We start from the raw sequence: 16,752 nt of genomic DNA, 5'->3' as shown, positions 1-16,752 counted from the left end.
GCCCATGACGCGCATGCCAAGATCAGGGCAGCAGAAGGTCCACGACGAAGAAGGGGAAGCCGTGACCGAACCGTTTTCCGTCCCGGTGACCGTCCGTGGCTACGAGACGGACGTGCAGGGCCACCTCAACCAGAGCGTCTACCTCAACTACGCGGAGCACGCCCGCTGGTCGCTGCTCGCGGCGGCCGGCATCAGCCAGGCCGGTCTCATCGGCGCAGGCGTGGGCCCCGTGGCGCTGGAGACGACCATCCGCTACCGGCGCGAACTGCTCGCCGGCGACGAGGTCGAGGTGACGTGCGACTTCGTCTGGGGCGAGGGCAAGACGTTCCGCATCGAGCAGACCATCCGCCGTACGGACGGCACGGTGGCGGCCGAGATCACGGCCGTCGGCGGCCTGATGGACCTCGACAAGCGCAAGCTGGTGGCGGATCCCCGCGAGCACTTCAAGCAACTGGCCGTCGATCCGGAACTGTTCGGCCTCTGAGCCGCACGGCCGCCGGGGCGTCCGCGCCGGGCCCGTGGCAGCGCCACGGACACCGTCAGCCGCCGCGCGCACGGGCACGCGCCCCGCTGACGCACCCGGACAGCGCTCCCTGGGCCGAACCGGCCGCCGCCACCGGCTGTTGCGACCGGTCGCATGACGTCCGACGTCCGCACCCTGATGGGCGTGCCCATCCAGGTCTTCACCGGGCCGCTGCCGGACCCCCGGCCCCGCCGGGCGTTCAGGCGAGGGTGACGCTCGCGGCCCCTGCCCCGCCGCGTGCGGGACCGGGACGGTGACCGTTCCGGGGCGCGCACGGGCGTGCGTGCCCCGGACACGGCCGCCGTGGACCCCGCTCGGGTCCACGGCCACCGGCCGGGAGCCGTCCCTCCCGACCGGAGCTCGAGATCCGTACGCGCGTACGGAGTCACCGCGCGGCGATCGCCGCCAGCCGCTGGGCCTCCGCCCGCGTGGCGCGGGCGATGGCGTCCTCGTCCGCGGTCAGCAGCCGGCCGTCCTCGACGATCTGGCGGCCGTTCACGAAGGAGGCCGTGACCGGGGCCGCCGCGCCGAGGACCAGCGCGGTCACCGGGTCGGCGATGGAGGCGTGGGCCAGGGTGTCCAGCCTCCACAGCACCAGGTCCGCCAGCTTGCCGGGCTCCAGGGAGCCGATCTCCCGTGCGCGGCCGAGCACCTGGGCGCCGCCGTAGGTGCCGAGCCGCAGCGCCTGGCGGGCGTTCAGGGCGGCCTCGCGGTGGGCGCCGAGGCGGTTGACGAGGAGCGCGTTGCGCAGCTCGGTGTGGAGTTCGCCGGACTCGTTGGACGCCGTGCCGTCGACGCCGAGGCCGACCGGGACGCCGGCCGCCAGCATGTCGGGGACCCGTGCGATCCCGGCGGCCAGCCGGGCGTTGGACGACGGGCAGTGGGCGACACCGGTCTTCGTGCGGGCGAAGGCGGCGATGTCGGCGTCGTTCATGTGGACGCAGTGCGCCATCCACACGTCCTCGCCGAGCCAGCCGGTGGACTCGAAGTAGTCGGTCGGGCCCATGCCGAACAGTTCCTTGCAGAACTGCTCCTCCTCCACCGTCTCCGAGCCGTGGGTGTGCAGCCGGACGCCGAGGCGGCGGGCCAGCTCGGCGCCCTGGCTGAGCAGTTCGGTGGAGACGGAGAAGGGCGAGCAGGGCGCGACGGCGACCTGGGTCATGGCGTCGAAGGAGGCGTCGTGGTGCTGTGCGACGGTCTCCTCGGTGGCGGCGAGGGCGGCGTCCAGGGTCTCCACGGCGAAGTCCGGCGGCAGCCCGCCGTCCTTCTCGCTGCGGTCCATGGAGCCGCGGGCGAGGGTGAAGCGGACGCCCGTCTCGCGGGCGGCGCCGATGATCGCGCCGGACAGGTCGCCGGAGCCCGTGGGGAAGACGTAGTGGTGGTCCATGGCGGTGGTGACGCCGCCGCGGGCCATCATCGCGAGCGAGCCCTGGGCCGCCGCACGCACCATCCGCTCGTCGATGCGCGCCCAGGTCGGGTACAGCGCGACGAGCCAGTCGAACAGGTTGTGGTCGGTGGCCAGGCCCCGGGTGATCCACTGGTAGAAGTGGTGGTGGGTGTTGACCAGGCCCGGGGTCACCAGGTGGCCGGTGGCGTCGATCCTGCGGTCGACGTGCTCCAGGCCCTCGGGGGCCCGGCCCGCGCCGACCGACTCGATGCGGCTGCCGGCGACGACGACGTGTCCGCTCGCGTACTCGGTGTCGTGGGCGTCGACGGTCGCGATCGAACAGTTCTCTATGACGATGCGCCGGTCTGCTGCCATCATGCGCGCTTCTCGCTCACTGATCTCTGTGATCTCGGTGATCTCTGTGGTCTCTGAGGTGTCGGGGTGGATCAGAGGTTGGTGAGGTCCACGGGGATCCTCGGCTCGCAGCCGTCCCGCAGGACGGTCGCCTCGATCAGGCCGTAGGGCCGGTCGGCGGCGAGGTACACGGCTCCGTCGTCGGTGGCGTTCTTCAGTCCGAACGGCTCCAGGTCCACCAGGAAGTGGTGCTTGTTCGGGAGGGAGAAGCGGACCTCGTCGATCTCGTCGCGGTGGTCGATGATCCGCGCGCCCATCTGGTAGAGGGTCTGCTGGAGCGAGAGCGAGTACGTCTCGGCGAAGGCCTGGAGCAGGTGTTTCCTCGTCTGCTCGTAGGACTCGTCCCAGTGGGGCGGCCGCTGTGCGTCGTCGGACCAGCCGAAGCGCCAGCGGGCGGAGACCTGGGTGGCCAGGATGCGGTCGTAGGCCTCGGGCAGCGTCGTGTACTTGTCCTTGACGTAGCCCCAGAACTCGGAGTCGGTCGAGTTCATCACGACCAGGTCCTTCAGTCCCGAGACGACCTCCCACGACGAGCCGTCGTAGGTGATCTGGGTCAGCCGGGTCTCCTGGCCCTGGCGGACGAAGGAGTGCGCGCCCTCACCGGCGTTGGCTATGCGCTCCCAGGCGTACTCCTCGATCCGGATCCGGGCCCGGTGGATCGGCTCCTGCGAGGTCACGAAGTGACGGGCGAGGTGGATGCCGAACTGCTCGGCGGACTCGATGCCGTGTTCCTTGGCGAAGGCGTACACCGTGTTCTTGGTGGTGTCGGTCGGCAGGACGTTGGCGTTGGAGCCGGAGTAGTGGACGTCGTCCATGTCGCCGCTGAGCGACACGGACACGTTCAGGTCCTTGATGTGGTGGGTGGCGCCGTCCCGCGTGATCTTGACGACTCGGTTCTCGGCCTTGCCGTACTGGTTCTGTCCCAGGAACACCGGACGGGCCGGGCGGGAAGTGTCTGCCATGGTCTGCTAGCTCCCTCGGTAAACGGAGTAGCCGAACGGGTTGAGCAGCAGCGGTACGTGGTAGTGCTCGCCCGGCACGACGGCGAACGTGATCGCCACCTCCGGGAAGAACACTCCAGGCCCGCTGTCCCGATTCGCGGGGGCGTCCTGCCGTGCCTCGGCTCGCTGGTGCTGGACGTCCGGCTCGAAGTACGCCTCCACGGCGAAGTCGAGCCGTACGTGGGTGGTTCCCTCCGGCAGCGCCGGGAGGTCCTTGCACCGCCCGTCCGGGTCGGTCACGGACCCGCCGAGCGGCTGCCAGTCCGCGTCCCGCCCGAGGCGGGCGGAGAGCTGGACGGCGACTCCCCCGGCGGGGCGGCCGACGCTGGTGTCGAGGATGTGCGTCGACACCGAGGCGGTGGTGCTGGTGCTCATGTCAGGCGTCCTCCGCGGTCTTCCTCAGTCCTCGTCGGCGAAACGGGCCAGCCGGATCCGGTTGATCCTGCCCAGCTCGGTGCGGATGATCTCCCGCTCCCGCTCCGGCGGGTTGCCGAGCCGCTCCACGGCCGCGTCCCGCATCTGCTCACCGGTCCGGCCGGTGGCGCAGATCAGGAAGACGTGGCCGAACTTCTCCTGGTACGCCAGGTTCAGTTCGAGCATCTCCGCCTTGAGCCGGTCGGAGGCGCCGGCCATGCCGCGCTGTTCGCGTGCCGAGGTGGGATCGCCCGGCCGGGGCCGGCCGATCGGCGGGTGTCCGGCCATCGCCTCCGCCAGGTCCCCGGCGGTCAGCTCGGCCGTCGCCGTGTCACTGGCGGCGTAGAGCTCGTCGGCGGTGGCGTAGGGGCGGGCGGCGAGCAGCCGCTCCGCCCATGCCGTGGAGGCGCACACCTCGTGCAGTGCGGCGAAGGCCGCGTGCTCCTCCAGGGCGTTGAACCGGGCCAGGCCCGGGGGCGTGGAAGTCGACGTCACGGGAGCCTCCGTGGCCGGGAACGGCCTTCGTGCTGATCGGGCTGCCGCCAGCTAACGCCCTCCCGAAGTCGGCGTCAACACTTTGTTGAAAATTCCGGGTAACAAAGACCGGCCCACGGGCGAAGCCCAGCTCACCCGAAGTACCGGTACTCCCGGGAGCCGTGTCCGCCCGGAGGGCGCGCCCGCCGGAAGCCGGGCCCGCCCGCCGGTCAGCCCTCCTTCTCGCGGTTGAGGTAGTTGTAGACCGTGAAGCGGCTGACCCCGAGCGCGCCGGCCACGGTCTCCACCCCGTGCCGCACGGAGAAGGCGCCGCGCGCTTCGAGCATCCGCACCACCTCCTGTTTGGCCTTGCGGTCCAGGTCGGCCAGGGGCTTGCCCTTCTTGCGCTCCATGGCGGCCAGGATGTGATCGAGGGAGTCCGCGAGCTGCGGCAGGCGTACGGCGACGACATCGACGCCCTCCCAGGCGAGCACCACGTCGTCGGGGCCGGCCTCGTCCGAGGGGAGCAGCTCGCCGCCCATCGCGTCGACCAGCGGCTTCACCGCCGCGATGAAGTCCTCGTCCCCGTGGGCGGTCACTTCCCGCCCTCCCCGACGGCGCCCGCACCGGCGACACCGTCCCCGATCACGTTGAGCTGGAGCGAGATCCGGGTGGCGCCCGACTCCAGGGTCCGGCGCAGCAGGGCGTCCACGGTGGTGAGCACGGCGTCGGCGCCGCCTTCCACGGTGTTGCCGAACGGGCCGACGTCCACCGCGTCCAGGTCTGCCGCCTCGACGACCTCGCGGGCCACCACCGCGTGCGCGGGCGCCTCGTCGAGGTCGAAGGGTTCGGTGGTGAACTCCACTCTCAGTCGCACTGTGCCCCCATGGGATCGCCTCGGCCCGCGTGTTCCCCGGCCCGCAGGACGCGCGGGCGCAGGGGGCGCGTCGCGTGACGGACCGGCCGTCGGCCTCCGCGACGCCGCCGCAGGTCATCACCCTCACGACGGCTCAGTCCGGGCCGCCGTACAGCCGACCCTAGCCCACCCGCCCCGCCAGGGCCCCTCCTCCTCGGCCCCGGATCGGCGGCGGCCGGATCGAGGGGCGGCCGGATCGGCGGCGGCCGGATCGAGGGGACGGGCGCGCGCACGCCCTGAGACGCGCACGCCCGACGTGCGCTGCCGTTTTCCGCCGGGCCCCCTTGACAAGCTCCGACCGCCGACGGCACTCTTCCAACAAGCAGAAATCAAGTTCCGTAATACGGAAGACAGAGCCCCTCGCTCGCCACTCACGGAACTCGCTGCGTTCGAAACTCGCTAGGGAAGGGAGCGCCGGCCCGATGGGATTCGCAGAGCAGCGCTTCAACGTCAACCTGTCGATCCTCTTCACGGAACTCCCGCTCCTGGAGCGCCCCGCGGCCGCCGCCGCGGCCGGCTTCACGGCGGTCGAGCTGTGGTGGCCCTGGGTCGACTCCCCCACCCCCGAGCGGTCCGAGCTGGACGCCCTGAGGAAGGCGATCGAGGACGCGGGCGTCCGGCTCACGGGCCTGAACCTCTACGCCGGGCAGCTGCCCGGTCCCGACCGCGGCGCCCTGTCGATCCCGGGGGCGGAGTCGGAGCGGTTCCGCGCCAACATCGACGTGGCGGCCGGCTTCGCCGGGAGCCTGGGCTGCGGGGCGCTCAACGCGCTGTACGGCAACCGCGTCGCAGGCGTGGATCCGGCCGAGCAGGACGCGCTCGCGCTGGAGAACCTGGTCCGCGCCGCCCGGGCCGCCGACCGGATCGGCGCGGTCCTGCTGATCGAGACCCTCAACCGGACGGAGTCGCCGCTGTACCCGTTGGTGAGCGCCCCGGCCGGCGTCGGAGTCGTCGACAAGGTCAACGACGCGACCGGGCTCGGCAACGCGAAGTTCCTGATGGACCTGTACCACCTGGCCATGAACGGCGAGGACCTGCCGTCGGTGATCGAGCGGTACGCCGCGAAGACCGGCCACGTGCAGATCGCCGACAACCCGGGGCGGGGCGCGCCGGGCACCGGGTCACTTCCCCTCGCGGACCTCCTCGACCAGCTGCGCAAGGCCGGCTACGAGGGCTGGGTCGGCCTGGAGTACAAGCCGGGCGACCGCCCGAGCGCGGCGGCGTTCGACTGGCTGCCCGCCGCGGCCCGAGCCGCTCACTGAGCACCCGCTCACCGACGGAGACCAGCAGTCAGAGAGGCACCCGCATGACCACGAACCTCCCCAGGATCGCCTGGATCGGCCTCGGCATCATGGGCTCTCCCATGTCCGAGAACCTCCTCAAGGCGGGGTACGACGTCACCGGCTTCACCCTGGAACAGGACAAGCTGGACCGGCTGGCCGCCGCCGGGGGCACGGCCGCCGGTTCGATCGCCGAGGCCGTCCGGGACGCCGACGTCGTGATCACGATGGTGCCGGCCTCCCCGCAGGTCGAGGCCATCGCGTACGGCCCGGACGGCATCCTGGAGCACGCGCGCTCCGGCGCCCTGCTGATCGACATGTCCTCCATCACCCCGCGAACCTCGGTCGACCTCGCGAAGGCGGCCGGGGCGAAGGGGATCCGCGTCCTGGACGCGCCCGTCTCCGGCGGCGAGGCCGGCGCGGTCGAGGCCGTGCTGTCCATCATGGTCGGCGGCGAGCAGGCCGACTTCGACGAGGCCGAGCCCGTCTTCGAGGCGCTCGGCAGGACCGTCGTGCTGTGCGGTCCGCACGGCGCGGGCCAGACCGTGAAGGCCGCCAACCAGCTGATCGTCGCCGTGAACATCCAGGCGTGCGCCGAGGCCGTGGTCTTCCTGGAGAAGTCGGGGGTGGACCTGAAGGCGGCGCTCGACGTCCTGAACGGCGGCCTGGCCGGCTCCACCGTGCTGACGCGCAAGAAGGACAGCTTCCTGAACCACGACTTCAAGCCGGGCTTCCGGATCGACCTGCACCACAAGGACCTGGGCATCGTCACGGACGCGGCCCGCTCGGTCGGTGCCGCCCTGCCCGTCGGGGCGGTGGTCGCCCAACTGGTCGCGAGCCTGCGGGCGCAGGGCGACGGCGGACTGGACCACTCGGCGCTGCTGCGCGCGGTGGAACGCCTGTCCGGCGCCCGCGTCTGAGCCGGACTTCCGGTCCGCGGCGGCGCTGACACCTGTCCTGTCGCGCCCAGGCGCCGCCGCGGGCCGGAACCCGTCCCCGACCCCGACGACTCGTCGGGTTTCCGGGGACCGGTATGTCGAAGCACGCGCTCACCGCCGGGTCCGGCACCCCGGTCGCCGGCCCGCGCGGCGGTGAGCGCGTGCGGGAGGCGGTCCGCGCCCCGCGTGGACCGAGCCCCCGTCAAGGCCGCCCGTGCCGGCGGTGGACCCGGATGAGGGGTGGTCCATCGGCCGTCCGGGCAGGAACGGGACCGCGGCGGCGTGTGAGCCAGTGCGGTGGTGAAGGTCCCCGGACCTCCTTCTTCGACCTGAGGGAAGGAGCCCCGGTTCCGTCACAGCCGCCGCGGTCCCACCCACCCGGTACGCCCGCCCGGCACCGCGTGGCGTGGTCCGGTCAGCCCGAGTACCGCAGCGGTCGTACGCCGGCTACGGAACCCTCAAATCAAGCTCTGAACCCGCGCCCGGGGGCTTCAACGGCCCCCGGGCGTGGGCACATTGTGGTCATGCGGGGTCCGCCGGCACGGGGGCGGCGGGCTCCGCTCCGGGGTGTCGCGGACAGCGGTACGACGGTCCGGCCGGGCCCGGTACACCGAGGGGAGCCTCCCCGACACCGCCGCGGATCGAGGGCACGCCGAAGGGGCGGCCCTCCCCCGGTGGGCCGCCCCTCGGTGGCGGGTCGACGGGTGTCGGCCCTTTCGTGGCCGTCAGGCCGTCAGGCCCTCACGCCCTCAGACCTTCAGGGGCCTGATCGAGGTCGGGGCGTGTCCCGGCTCGGTGGCGATCTCCTCGAACTCGACGACCTCGCCGATGTGGTTCGTCCTCGACATCGCGATGTTGGTGACCCGCTCCAGGATGGCCTCGACGACCACCGGCACCCGGTACTCGGCGGCGAGCTTCTTCGCCCGCTCGAAGGCCGCGCCCAGTTCGTTCGGGTCGGTGACCCGGATCGCCTTGCAGCCGAGCCCCTCGGCCACCTTGACGTGGTCGACGCCGTACACGCCCAGTTCGGGCGAGTTGACGTTCTCGAACTCCAGGCTGACCTGGAAGTCGATGTCGAACGCCAGCTGCGCCTGCCGGATCAGGCCCAGGTAGGAGTTGTTCACCAGGACATGGACGTACGGGATGCGGTGCTGGGCGCCGACCGCCAGCTCCTCGATCATGAACTGGAAGTCGTAGTCGCCGGAGAGGGCGACCACGGACGCCTCCGGGTCGGCCCTGGCGACGCCGAGCGCGGCCGGAACGGTCCAGCCGAGGGGGCCCGCCTGGCCGCAGTTGATCCAGTGGCGCGGCCGGAAGACGTGCAGCATCTGGGCGCCGGCGATCTGTGAGAGGCCGATCGTGGAGACGTACCGGGTCTCCGGTCCGAAGGCCTTGTTCATCTCCTCGTAGACGCGCTGCGGCTTGATCGGGATGTCGTCGAAGTGCGTACGGCGCTGGAGGGTCGCCCTCCTCTCCTGCGCGGCGGCGGCCCACGCGGAGCGGTCGGGCAGTCGGCCCGCGTCCTTCAGCTCCCCGGCCACCTGCACGAACAGCTCCAGCGCGGCCTTGGCGTCGGAGGTGATGCCGTAGTCCGGGGCGAAGATCCTGCCGATCTGGGTGGGCTCGATGTCGACGTGGACGAACGTCCGGCCCGCCGTGTACACGTCGAGCCGGCCGGTGTGGCGGTTGGCCCAGCGGTTGCCGATGCCGAGGACGAAGTCGGACTCCAGGAAGGTCGCGTTGCCGTAGCGGTGCGAGGTCTGAAGGCCGACCAGGCCGGCGTTCAGCTCGTGGTCGTCGGGCAGGACGCCCCAGCCCATCAGCGTCGGGACGACCGGAACACCCGTCAACTCGGCGAATTCCACGAGCAGTTCGCACGCGTCGGCGTTGACGACACCGCCGCCGGCCACGATCAGCGGACGCTCGGACGCGAGCAGCATCCCGAGCGCCTTCTCGATCTGGGCTCGGCTCGCGGCGGGCTTGTAGGCCGCCAGGGGCTCGTACGTCGCCGGGTCGAACTCGATCTCGGTGAGCTGGACGTCGATCGGCAGGTCGATGAGGACCGGGCCGGGGCGGCCGGAGCGCATGAGGTGGAAGGCCTGCTGGAAGACGCCGGGGACCTGGGCGGCCTCCAGGACGGTGACCGCCATCTTCGTCACCGGCTTGGCGATCGAGGCGATGTCGACGGCCTGGAAGTCCTCCTTGTGGATCACGGCGGTCGGGGCCTGGCCCGTGATGCACAGGATCGGCACGGAGTCGCCGGTCGCGGAGTACAGACCGGTGATCATGTCGGTGCCGGCCGGGCCGGAGGTGCCGACGCAGACGCCGATGTTGCCCGCGCGGGTGCGGGTGTAGCCCTCGGCCATGTGCGAGGCACCCTCGACGTGCCGGGCGAGGGTGTGGTGGATGCCGCCGGAGGCCTTGAGGGCCGCGTAGAAGGGGTTGATCGCCGCGCCGGGGACACCGAACGCGTCGGTGACGCCCTCCCGCCTGAGGATCTCAACTGCCGCGCGGGCAGCGGTCATTCGAGCCATCGATTACTCCTGCTTCGGCTGCCGGACTCACCCTCCCGTCGCGCCCCGCGGTGAGGAATGTAATTCCGTATTGTGGAAATCTTCTTCTGCTATCTGGAAAGAATGTAGGCGGGTGGGTGAAGACCGTCAAGAGAGGGACAAGCGGGGGTGCCCTGGAGGACGATGTGGGCCATGTCCGAGAGCGTTCCGGTGCCCTGCCCGGCCTGTCGGCGGGAGCATCTCTACGCGGCACCCTCGTATCCGTGCGCGTGCGGGGCGCCCGTCGCGCCGCCGCTGGATCCGCACGGCACCATGACGGCGGTCACCCACCGCGCCTGGGACGACGAGTGGGTCACCGTGCGCTGCGCCGCGTGCGGCCGCGACGGCCAGTGGCCCCGTCCGGAGCTGGGCTGTCCCTGCGGGACGGTGCTGCGGATAGCGGTGGCCACGGCCGGCACGGTCCCCGAACAGCCCACCGGTGCCGTCCCGGCACAGCCCGTCGGCACCGTCCCGGCACAGCCCACCGGTGCGGCGCCGCACCGCGCGTTCCGGCCCGTCGCCATCCGCACCGCCCGGGACGCCGTCACCGTCACCGCCCGCTACCTCCGCTGGCTCGGCTACCGGGACATCCGCCGCGCCGACCAGCGGCCCCCGTCCGGCATCGGCATCGCCGCCCGCGGTCTGCTCGCGCAGGTCGACCCGACCGTGCGGCCGGCCTCCCTGCGGGACGTGGAGTGCCTGTGGCTGACGGCCATGACGGAGTCCGCGGCGTGCGTCTACTTCTCCCTGACCGGGTACGCCCCCGACGCCCGCGCCCGCGCCGACACACTCGGGATCCCCCTGTTCGTCCTCGACCTCACGGGCACGCCACGGCCGGTGAACGACCCCGCCGGCGAACTGCACGCCACCGGCGCCTGACACGCACGGCGGGGCCGGTTCCGCGTGCCGCGGACACCGGCCCCGCCCTGTCCCGCGCCGGAGGCGCTAGGGAGTGACGCAGTCGATCGTGCCGACCGGGTGGTCGTTGCCGGTCGAGGTGGCGGTGAAGCCGAAGGTGACGCTGCCGTCGGGTGCGACGGTCCGGTTGTGGTCGACGTTCCTGACCGTGACCGTGCCGTCGGAGCCGGTGCTCAGCGCGCCGTTCCACACAGCGTTGATCTTCGTGCCGGTGCCCGGTTTCCACTGCACGGCCCAGCCGTCACGCGGTGTCGTGCCGTGGTTCATGACCTCGACGGAGCCCTGGAAGCCGCCGCTCCAGGAGTTCGTCACGGTGTACACGGCCATGCAGCCGGTGTGCGGGTCGGTGGGCGTGGGAGTCGGCGTGGGGGTCGGGGTCGGGGTGCCGCCCGAACCGCGGATCCCGGTCACCTCGCCGTTGCCGCCGTCGAAGACGACGTCGGAGCAGGAGAAGAAGTTCTCCTGGCTGTCCGACCGCACCCACTGGATGAACATGACCGCGTCGCCCGAGCGGCCCGACGGCAGCTTCAGGTCCCAGTAGTAGTGGCCGCTCTCGGAGCCCACCGAGCCCGACTGGGGCGGGTTGGTGACCGTCTGGATCAGCTCCAGGTCACCCCAGCCCAGCGGGGAGGTCGGCGAGTAACCGGGCTTGGACATGTACACCCGGAAGTCACCCGGGTGTGCCGCCCAGTTGCTGTGCCGGACTCTGACGGTCGCCCCGGAGGTGAGATGCGTACGCGGCCAGTCCGCGCGTGGGGCGTTGTAGCCGGTGAAGTTGTACGGGGAGCGGTCACCCGCGCTGCACAGCTTGCCGTCCGGGACGTAACCCGGGCCGCGTCCGCCCGCGTTGGAGTCGAGTACGGCGAACCAGTTGTACAGCGACGACGCACCGCTCTCGGCGAGCGCGGCACGGCATGCCGGGTTCGTCGGGTCCAGCGAGCCGGTGCTGGTCTTGGCATCCAGGTAACAGAGGTATGTCCGCGATCCGGGCATCATCGTCACACCGTGCGCCTGTGCGTTGCCCTGGCCCAGCAGGGCCAGCCCGATTCCGCCGAGCAGGGTCGCCAGCACCGCCGCCAGGGAAACCAGTTGCTTCTTGCGTCGAGCCATGGAGTCTCCTGTGCCTTCGTGGGGATCTTCCGGGGGATCTTCCGGGCCTCCCTTCTCTCCTTGCGGGTCGGTCTCGCGGGTCGGTGCCGCGGGTCGGTGCCGCGGGTCGGTCTCGCAGGTCGGTGTTCGGAGGTGAATCCCCTCGCCCGTCCGGGAAAGCTCCGCCGGACGGGCGGGGGGTGTCAGGAGCCGGGCACGGCGGCGAGGGCTCGCCTGGTCGTCTCATCCACCGCGGACCCGGAATCCCGCATCGCCAGGGACTCCGGCACGGGCCCGGAAGGCCGCACCGCCCCGGGATCCGCCACCGCCCCGGGGGCCGGGCCGCCGCCCGTGCCGTAGGTCAGGCCGTGTCCGTAGCCGACGCCCCGCCGGACCGCCTCCTGGAACGGCGGCAGGTGGATCGCGCGCAACTCGGCCTCGGGCAGCTGGGTGTCGCCCTGGTCCACGCCGCCGGTGGTGCCGCCGTCGCCGAGGTGGTGCCTGGCGGTGGCGAGCACCGAGGCGCCGTCGCCGCCCAGGGTCTGCCCCTGCATGCCGGTGACGAAGGTGGCCATGGAGGCGGGCAGTTCGGGCTTCTCGCCGAACGACTCGTAGGTGCGGCCCCACCGGTCGTTGCGGGCCACGCACAGACAGGGCGCGAAGGACCAGTCGATGCCGGTGCCCGCCACCTCCTCGGCGACCGCGCGCCCGACCCGCTGGACCAGCGCCGGGTCGCGGGTCGTGCCGAGGCCGATGTTGTGCGGGAAGAGCGTGGCGCCGCGCACCGCGTTGTGGCCGTGCACCGCGTCGATGCCGTAGATCACCGGGATGCCGAGCGGGGTCCCGAGGGCGGTGCGCTGGAGGGAGTCATAGGTGTCGGCCCAGGTCCGGGCGTTGGTGGGGCTGACCGTGGAATCGCCGCCGGAGAGCACCGAGCCGGTGCGGTGGGCGGCGAGGTCGGAGTGCGGGACCAGCGTGTCCTTCTCGACCTGGGTCATCTGCCCGAGCTTGTCGTCGAGTGTCATCCGGGACAGCAGGTCGGTGACCCGGTCCGCCACCGGCAGGGCGGGGTCCTGGTACGGCAGGGCGGCGGACACCGCCGGTCCGGGAGGAGCGGCGCCGGACAGACCGGTGACGGCGAGGGCGGCGGCGCACAGGGCGGGGCGGCGCGGGGTCGGTGCGGGACTCGGGCTCATGGCGGCAGCCTTTCCGGGTGCGGGCCGAGGGAGCGGGTCAGCGCGGGCCGTTCGCCCCGGGGCCCACCCTGTCGGCGCGGGGAAGGGGCGGGCGGAGCCCGGGGCGGCCCGGTACGGGGTGCCGTGCGGTGCGGGGTGCCGTGCGGTGCGGGGGCACCGGGTCAGGCGCAGGCGGTGCCGTTCAGGGCGGACCCGGTCGGCTGGGCGAACGTGCCGCTGTAGGTGCCCTGGAATCCGAAGGTGCGGCTGCCGCCGGGCGCGATCGTCCCGTTGTGTGCCAGGGCGTTCGCCGTCACGGTCCCCGAGGACGGGGAGACGGTGGCGTTCCAGGCCTGGGTGATCCGCTGTCCGGCGGGCAGGGTGAAGGCCAGTCGCCAGGGCTCCACCGGGGACGGACCGGTGTTGGTGATCGTGACGTCGGCGGTGAAGCCCCCGGTCCAGACGTTCGTCGCGTACGTCACCCGGCAGCCCGCCGCGGGCTCCCCGGGACCGCCCGGGCCGCCCGGGCCGCCCGGGGTGCCGGTGACGACGGTCGACGAGAAGGAGTTCACCGTGAGCCCCGTGCCGTTCTGCCAGGGCTCGAACCCGGCCTGCACGCTGGTCAGGTACCAGTCGTTCTGCGCCATCCCGCGGGAGACGGTCTGCCGGACGAAGTCCATGACGTCGAAGCTCCAGCTGGTGATCGCCGACGGGGCGACGAAGGAGATCACGTCGTTGGATCCGTTGCTGCCCGTCCACACCTGCCAGGTGCGCCCGCCCACGGTGGCCGTGCCGACCTGGGAGCCGATCGGCTGGATCGGGCCGACCCGGTTGAACCAGATCATGATCTCGGTGCGGTTCACCCCGTCGGTGCGGGGCGTCGGGTCCAGCCAGATGTCGTACGAGGCGTTGTACACGGCACCGTCGACATAGCCGTAGGAGATGCTGCTGGGCGCGCTGGTGATGCCGCTGATCCGGGCGGGCAGGCTGGTTCCGGGCGAGCAGGTGGTGTAGTGGCAGCCGTTGAAGACGGACGGGTACGACTTCGGCGCGCCGTTGGTGGGCACGGAGCCGTCGGCCTGGGTGATCCGGAAGCCGGTGTCGGTGGCGGTGACGCACTGCGTGGCGCCGGTGCCCCAGCGGTTGTTCTGGACGACGTAGCGCCCTTGGATGACGGTCGTGCCGTACTGCTCGCAGAGCGTGGTGTCGGCCCGCGCCGCCGGTGCGGCGGTCATCAGGGCGGCCACGGTGGCGAGAGCGGTGAGCAGCGCGCCGCACAGGCCGCGCAGGGTGCGGGGGCGGTGGGGTGACGATCGCATGGGGGCCTCTCTGGGAGGGACGACCGGGTCGGGTCACGCACGTGGGAGCGCTCCCGCGTCTGCGGGTGGGAGCGCTCCCACGCGGGGGGTTTTGTGGGGACTGTAAGAGCGCCTCATGACCCTGACAACCCTGTGGAACTGATCGAGTTGAACGGGATGTCGAAGGGCCAGCTCACCGGAGTGCGGCCGGGTAAGGGATCGGCCGCCGCGCGCCTCCCGCCGCGCGGTGGGAGCGTTCCCGGCAGGGGGCCGAGGGGGCGGCGGACCGGGGCCACGACGTCCGGGAACGGCTGAAGGGCACGATCGGCATCTCGGTTGCCTCGCGCTGCTCGGGCCCTGCCGGCCGGTCGGTTCCCGGACGCCGTCCGGCACGCCGCACCCGCGAGGACCACGACGACACCGGACGGCTGGGGAGCCTGCCGCCGGGCCGAGCACGTACCCGGGTTCGGTGGCCGCCCGCCGCACGCTGCGGCGGGTGGATTCCCGCACGCCCGCGTCGTCGTCGACGACGACGCGGGACCGTGCCCCGTCCGACGCCGGCGAGGGGACCGCCTCCGCCGGCCTCGGCGTGCCCGGACGCCGCCCGACCACAGGTCACTTCCACGGCCCCGGATCTCCGGGCCACCTCCTCATGTCCTTGATACGGCCTGCGTGTGTCCGTGCGTGTACGAGAGCGCGCTCACCGGAAGTCCTCCTCGCGGTACTCGGCGTCCGAGCCCGCGGCCGTGGCCTCGCGCAGCTCGATCCGGCGGATCTTGCCGGAGACGGTCTTGGGCAGGGGCGCGAACTCCAGGCGGCGGATCCGCTTGTAGGGCGCGAGGACTTCACGGGAGTGCTCGAAGAGCACCTTCGCGGTGTCGGGGCCGGGCTCCCAGCCCTCCGCCGCCACCACATAGGCCTTCGGCACGGCCAGCCGCAGGTCGTCCGGCGCGGGCACCACGGCCGCCTCCGCCACCGCCTCGTGCTCCAGCAGCGCGCTCTCCAGCTCGAAGGGGCTGATCTTGTAGTCGGAGGCCTTGAAGACGTCGTCGGCGCGCCCGACGTAGGTGAGGTGGCCGTCGGCGTCCCGGGAGCCGATGTCCCCCGTCCGGTAGAAGCCGCCGGCCATCGCCTCGGCCGTACGGTCGGGGTCGCCGTGGTAGCCGGTCATCAGGCCGACGGGCTTCGCGGACAGGTCGAGCGCGATCTCGCCCTCGGTGGCGCCGGGCGCGCCCGACACCGGGTCGAGCAGCTCCACCCGGTAGCCCGGACCGGGCCGTCCCATGGAGCCGGTCTTCAGCGGCTGTCCCGGGCTGTTGCAGACCTGGACCGCCGTCTCGGTCTGCCCGAAGCCGTCCCGGACGGTGACGCCCCAGGCCCGGCGGACCTGCTCGATCACCTCGGGGTTGAGCGGCTCGCCGGCCGCCACGGCCTCGCGCGGCGGGGTGCGCAGCTGGGCCAGGTCGGCCTGGATGAGCATGCGCCACACGGTCGGCGGAGCGCAGAACGTGGTCACACCCGCACGGTCCATCTCCGCCATCAGGCGGGCCGGGTCGAAGCGCGTGTAGTTGTGCAGGAAGACGGTCGCCTCGGCGTTCCACGGTGCGAACAGGTTGGACCAGGCGTGCTTGGCCCAGCCCGGCGAGGAGATGTTCAGGTGCACGTCGCCGGGCTGGAGACCGATCCAGTACATGGTCGCCAGGTGTCCGATCGGGTACGAGGCGTGGGTGTGCTCGACGAGTTTGGGGTGGGCCGTCGTGCCGGAGGTGAAGTACAGCATCAGCGGGTCGTCGGCCAGGGTCGGTCCGTCGGGCAGGAACTCGGCGGAGGCGGCGTACGCGTCCTCGTACGGCTGCCAGCCCTCCGGTACGCCCCCGACGGCGGTGCGGGTGTAGTCGCCGGGCACCTCGTCGAACGTGCCGGCGTCCTCGGCCCGGGCCAGGACGTGCCGCACGCGTCCGCGCTCGACCCGGTCGCGCAGGTCGGCCGGTCCGAGCAGCGGGGTCGCCGGGATGACGACGGCCCGCAGTTTCATGGCGGCGAGCGCCGTCTCCCACAGCTCGGCCTGGTTGCCGAGCATGACGAGGATCCGGTCCTGGGCGCCGACCCCGCGCTCGCGCAGCAGGTTCGCGACCCGGCTGGACCGCTCGGCCATCTCGGCGAAGGTAAGCCGGACCTCGCTGCCGTCCTCCTCGACGATGTGCAGCGCGGTCCGGGCGTTCCCCCGGGCGATCTCGTCGAACCAGTCGAGCGCCCAGTTGAAGTGCCGGGGACGGGGCCAGGTGAAGCCCTCGTACGCCGTGGCGTAGTCCTCGCGGTGTTCCAGCAGGAAGTCCCGCGCGCTGCGGAAGAGTTCCGTCGGCGTCGTCATCT

The 16,752-nt window shown here is 72.2% G+C and carries 15 protein-coding genes; 4 read left to right on the top strand and 11 right to left on the bottom strand.

Translation table 11 applies throughout. The annotated features are described in order from the left end of the window. The first annotated feature begins 61 nt into the window (after positions 1-61). Positions 62-484 (top strand): acyl-CoA thioesterase, encoded by a 423-nt coding sequence (locus QQS16_RS31780; RefSeq protein WP_286065495.1) that lies wholly within the window; start codon positions 62-64, stop codon positions 482-484. A gap of 424 nt (positions 485-908) precedes the next feature. Here QQS16_RS31780 and QQS16_RS31775 read toward each other — a convergent pair whose 3' ends face one another. From QQS16_RS31775 to QQS16_RS31750, 6 genes are all read right to left on the bottom strand, one after another. Next, positions 909-2,285, bottom strand: coding sequence for an 8-oxoguanine deaminase (locus QQS16_RS31775; RefSeq protein ID WP_286066521.1), 1,377 nt, complete (start codon positions 2,283-2,285; stop codon positions 909-911). A 71-nt stretch (positions 2,286-2,356) separates the two neighbouring features. Then, positions 2,357-3,286, bottom strand: a complete 930-nt coding sequence (gene pucL, locus QQS16_RS31770) for a factor-independent urate hydroxylase (protein WP_286065494.1) — start codon at positions 3,284-3,286, stop codon at positions 2,357-2,359. 6 nt (positions 3,287-3,292) lie between these two features. After that, on the bottom strand, positions 3,293-3,700 hold the full coding sequence (gene uraH / locus QQS16_RS31765; protein WP_286065493.1) for a hydroxyisourate hydrolase: 408 nt from the start codon (positions 3,698-3,700) through the stop codon (positions 3,293-3,295). A 24-nt stretch (positions 3,701-3,724) separates the two neighbouring features. Further along, a complete protein-coding gene (gene uraD / locus QQS16_RS31760) occupies positions 3,725-4,234 on the bottom strand; it encodes a 2-oxo-4-hydroxy-4-carboxy-5-ureidoimidazoline decarboxylase (RefSeq protein WP_286065492.1) in 510 nt (169 codons plus the stop codon). 209 nt (positions 4,235-4,443) lie between these two features. Beyond that, positions 4,444-4,812, bottom strand: a complete 369-nt coding sequence (locus tag QQS16_RS31755) for a helix-turn-helix domain-containing protein (protein ID WP_286065491.1) — start codon at positions 4,810-4,812, stop codon at positions 4,444-4,446. Beyond that, positions 4,809-5,090 carry a YkoF family thiamine-binding protein gene (locus tag QQS16_RS31750; RefSeq protein ID WP_286065490.1) on the bottom strand — a complete coding sequence of 94 codons (282 nt, stop codon included), beginning with the start codon at positions 5,088-5,090 and terminating at the stop codon, positions 4,809-4,811. Before QQS16_RS31750 ends, QQS16_RS31755 begins: the two co-directional genes overlap by 4 nt. A gap of 461 nt (positions 5,091-5,551) precedes the next feature. Here QQS16_RS31750 and QQS16_RS31745 point away from each other — a divergent pair, with 461 nt between their 5' ends. Both QQS16_RS31745 and QQS16_RS31740 read left to right on the top strand, forming a co-directional pair. Continuing rightward, positions 5,552-6,391 carry a TIM barrel protein gene (locus QQS16_RS31745; RefSeq protein WP_286065489.1) on the top strand — a complete coding sequence of 280 codons (840 nt, stop codon included), beginning with the start codon at positions 5,552-5,554 and terminating at the stop codon, positions 6,389-6,391. Positions 6,392-6,435: 44 nt separating this feature from the next. Continuing rightward, complete coding sequence (locus QQS16_RS31740; protein WP_286065488.1) at positions 6,436-7,329, top strand: 2-hydroxy-3-oxopropionate reductase; 894 nt, start codon at positions 6,436-6,438, stop codon at positions 7,327-7,329. Positions 7,330-8,096: 767 nt separating this feature from the next. Here the strand turns inward: QQS16_RS31740 and gcl are convergent. Next, positions 8,097-9,881, bottom strand: a complete 1,785-nt coding sequence (gene gcl, locus QQS16_RS31735) for a glyoxylate carboligase (protein ID WP_286065487.1) — start codon at positions 9,879-9,881, stop codon at positions 8,097-8,099. Between the two features lie 162 nt (positions 9,882-10,043). On the opposite strand from gcl, the gene QQS16_RS31730 reads away from it, so the two are divergent. Further along, a complete protein-coding gene (locus tag QQS16_RS31730; protein ID WP_286066520.1) occupies positions 10,044-10,778 on the top strand; it encodes a hypothetical protein in 735 nt (244 codons plus the stop codon). A 66-nt stretch (positions 10,779-10,844) separates the two neighbouring features. Here the strand turns inward: QQS16_RS31730 and QQS16_RS31725 are convergent, their stop codons facing one another. The 4 genes from QQS16_RS31725 to QQS16_RS31710 all read right to left on the bottom strand — a co-directional run bounded on the left by QQS16_RS31725 (position 10,845) and on the right by QQS16_RS31710 (position 16,750). Beyond that, complete coding sequence (locus tag QQS16_RS31725) at positions 10,845-11,927, bottom strand: lytic polysaccharide monooxygenase auxiliary activity family 9 protein (RefSeq protein ID WP_286065486.1); 1,083 nt, start codon at positions 11,925-11,927, stop codon at positions 10,845-10,847. Positions 11,928-12,109: 182 nt separating this feature from the next. Next, on the bottom strand, positions 12,110-13,102 hold the full coding sequence (locus tag QQS16_RS31720; RefSeq protein WP_286065485.1) for a glycoside hydrolase family 3 N-terminal domain-containing protein: 993 nt from the start codon (positions 13,100-13,102) through the stop codon (positions 12,110-12,112). Positions 13,103-13,263: 161 nt separating this feature from the next. Beyond that, positions 13,264-14,400, bottom strand: coding sequence for a glycoside hydrolase family 12 protein (locus QQS16_RS31715; protein ID WP_286065484.1), 1,137 nt, complete (start codon positions 14,398-14,400; stop codon positions 13,264-13,266). Between the two features lie 679 nt (positions 14,401-15,079). Next, positions 15,080-16,750, bottom strand: coding sequence for an AMP-binding protein (locus QQS16_RS31710; protein WP_286065483.1), 1,671 nt, complete (start codon positions 16,748-16,750; stop codon positions 15,080-15,082). Between the last annotated feature and the right edge of the window lie 2 nt (positions 16,751-16,752).

This window comes from Streptomyces sp. ALI-76-A (assembly GCF_030287445.1).
GTDB lineage: Bacteria > Actinomycetota > Actinomycetes > Streptomycetales > Streptomycetaceae > Streptomyces.
Note: the sequence above shows the minus strand (reverse complement) of the source record. Positions and strands in the feature narration are given on the sequence as shown.

Excerpts from the sequence above, each read along its gene's own strand:
- QQS16_RS31775 (WP_286066521.1), bottom strand. The coding sequence starts at position 2,285 with ATGGCAGCAGACCGGCGCATCGTCATAGAGAACTGTTCGATCGCGACC.
- pucL (WP_286065494.1), bottom strand. The coding sequence starts at position 3,286 with ATGGCAGACACTTCCCGCCCGGCCCGTCCGGTGTTCCTGGGACAGAAC.
- uraH (WP_286065493.1), bottom strand. The coding sequence starts at position 3,700 with ATGAGCACCAGCACCACCGCCTCGGTGTCGACGCACATCCTCGACACC.
- QQS16_RS31745 (WP_286065489.1), top strand. The coding sequence starts at position 5,552 with ATGGGATTCGCAGAGCAGCGCTTCAACGTCAACCTGTCGATCCTCTTC.
- QQS16_RS31740 (WP_286065488.1), top strand. The coding sequence starts at position 6,436 with ATGACCACGAACCTCCCCAGGATCGCCTGGATCGGCCTCGGCATCATG.
- gcl (WP_286065487.1), bottom strand. The coding sequence starts at position 9,881 with ATGGCTCGAATGACCGCTGCCCGCGCGGCAGTTGAGATCCTCAGGCGG.
- QQS16_RS31730 (WP_286066520.1), top strand. The coding sequence starts at position 10,044 with ATGTGGGCCATGTCCGAGAGCGTTCCGGTGCCCTGCCCGGCCTGTCGG.
- QQS16_RS31725 (WP_286065486.1), bottom strand. The coding sequence starts at position 11,927 with ATGGCTCGACGCAAGAAGCAACTGGTTTCCCTGGCGGCGGTGCTGGCG.
- QQS16_RS31720 (WP_286065485.1), bottom strand. The coding sequence starts at position 13,102 with ATGAGCCCGAGTCCCGCACCGACCCCGCGCCGCCCCGCCCTGTGCGCC.
- QQS16_RS31715 (WP_286065484.1), bottom strand. The coding sequence starts at position 14,400 with ATGCGATCGTCACCCCACCGCCCCCGCACCCTGCGCGGCCTGTGCGGC.
- QQS16_RS31710 (WP_286065483.1), bottom strand. The coding sequence starts at position 16,750 with ATGACGACGCCGACGGAACTCTTCCGCAGCGCGCGGGACTTCCTGCTG.